Below are 2,356 nucleotides of genomic sequence, written 5' to 3'. Positions count from 1 at the left end.
GCTCACCAGACACCAGCTGGCCGAGTTCCACGAGACCGTAGTACGCCGTCAGATACACCACCGGCACCGCAGCCGCCTGCTCGAACGACCACCCCACCGGCATCCGCACAACCATCCGGCCATCCGCGATCGCCGCCGTACCGAACGACTCAAGGATGAGACCCATCACGCGGTCGCCGGGCGCCAGGTCCGTGACCGCGGAACCGGTCTCCAGGACAACACCCGCCGCCTCACTACCCAGTGGCGCGTCTCCCGGATACACGCCCAGCGTGATGAGTACGTCGCGGAAGTTCAGACCGGCAGCTCGTACGGCGATCCGGACCTCGCCCGCCTCCAACGGACGACCGGCATCCGACGCAACCAGCGCCAGACCCTCCAACGACCCCTTCTCGACAGGCGACAACCGCCACGGTCCCTCGGGCAGCGCCGTTTCGGCCGCTCGCGTCAGTCGCGGCGCCAGCGTCCGGCCCTCACGCACCGCAACCTGCGACTCGCCAAAACCGGCCAGCGCGGCCCAGTCCGGCTGTGTTTCCCCACCCTCCTCGGCCGGGTCGAGGTCCACGAGGACGAACCGGCCCGGGTGTTCGGACTGGGCGCTGCGCACCAGACCCCACGCGGCAGCAGCAGCCACATCCGGCGACTCGTCACCCACCGAAACCGCACCCCGGGTCACCAACACCAGCCGGGACTCCGACAACGCCTCCGCAGCCAGCCACTCCTGCACCAGACCCAACACCCGCGCCGCCACGACGCGTGCCGCGTGAGCTTCCTCATCAGGGCCCGGTTCGGTCCCGACGCCAACGCCGACGACCACCACATCCGGCACCGACGCACCCACCGCCACCACACCAAGCAGCGCGTCAAGATCGGCGAAGTGCTCGCCCGCACCGGTCAATTCACCGATGCCGGCCATCCGCGGCGTCGCGTGGTCCGCGGCCCGGGCGACCGGGATCCAGTCGACCGTGTAGAGAGATCCGGCTTCCGGCCGCCGCGCGCCTTCCAGTTGTGTCTGGTCCACCGGCCGGAACGTGAGTTGCTCGGCGCTGACGACCAGTTCGCCGTGCTCGTCGGCGATGTCGACCCGGAGGGTGGAGTCGGCCGTAGAGGCGATGCGGACCCGCACTTGGGCGCTGCCGGGCTGTCCGAGCCGTACTCCCGACCAGGAGAAGGGCAGTTGGACCGCGTGGTCGCCGCCCTTGTCGAGCCAGGTGAGCCCGCTGTGGAGCGAGGCGTCGAGGAGGCCGGGGTGGATGCCGTACTGGCGGGCGGTGGCGATGTGGTCGTCGGGGAGAGCGACTTCCGCGTAGATGTACTCGTTCTGGGCCCAGGCGGTGTGCAGTCCCTTGAAGGAGGGTCCGTAGTCGTAGCCGAGGCCGGCGAGGCGTTCGTAGAGGTCGTCGACGGAAACGGGTTCCGCGTCTTCCGGTGGCCAGGTCGCGGTCCAGTCCGTGTCTGTGGGGAGGCCGGAGTCGGGGGTCAGGGTGCCGCGGGCGTGGCAGGTGGGCTGGGTGGTGTCCTGCCCGGAGTTGCCGGCCGGCGCGGTGTAGATGGCGATGTCGCGGCGGCCGTCCTCGTCCGGTGCCCCGACCGTGACCTGGAGATCGAGCGCCTCACCCTCGGACAGCAGCAACGGAACCTGCAACACCAGTTCCTCGACCACCGGGCAGTCCACCCGGCCACCCGCCGCGAGCGCCAACTCCACCAACGCCGCCCCGGGGACGATCACCATCCCGAACACCGCATGGTCAGTCGTCCACGGCTGGGCTTCCTGCGAGACCCGCCCCGTGAACACCCACTCGTCACGATCACCGACCCGCACCGCCGCCGACAACATCGGATGCCCCAGCCGACCCAGCCCGGCCCCCGCCAGATCACCGCCACCCGACCTCAACGGCAACCAGTACCGCGACCGCTGGAAGGCATAACTCGGCAACCCCACACGCCCAGCACCCGACCCCGCGAAGAACCCGGCCCAATCCACCGGGGCGCCACCCACATACGCCTCGGCCAACGACACCGTGAACCGGGCCGGGCCGCCCTCGCGACGCCGCAACGAGCCCAGCACGCGCACCTGGTCGGCGCCCTCGACCTCCTGAACCGTCTCTGTCACGGCGGACACCAGCACCGGGTGCGGCGACACCTCGATGAAGCGGCTCGCTCCCTGCTCCGCCAATTCCCGTACGGCTTCCTCGAAGCCGACCTGTCCACGCAGGTTCGCGTACCAGTACTCGCCGTTCAACTCCTCGGTACCAACAAACCCGCCCCTCGCCGTCGAATAGAACGGAACCCGTCCCACCCGCGGCTCCAACACCGCCAACACCCCCAGCAACTCCTCCTCCAACACCCCCACCTGCAC

1 protein-coding gene is annotated in these 2,356 nt (G+C 69.9%); it reads right to left on the bottom strand.

Annotation, left to right across the window (positions count from 1 at the left end; all coding sequences use genetic code 11):
- Positions 1–2,356: polyketide synthase dehydratase domain-containing protein (locus ABZT04_RS45885; protein ID WP_356066673.1), on the bottom strand; the 2,356-nt coding region annotated here is incomplete at both ends.

Origin of the sequence: Streptomyces sp. NPDC005492 (genome assembly GCF_040605995.1) — a bacterium.
GTDB lineage: Bacteria > Actinomycetota > Actinomycetes > Streptomycetales > Streptomycetaceae > Streptomyces.
The sequence above is the reverse complement of the archived record's forward strand: the minus strand, read 5'-3'. Positions and strand labels throughout refer to the sequence as shown.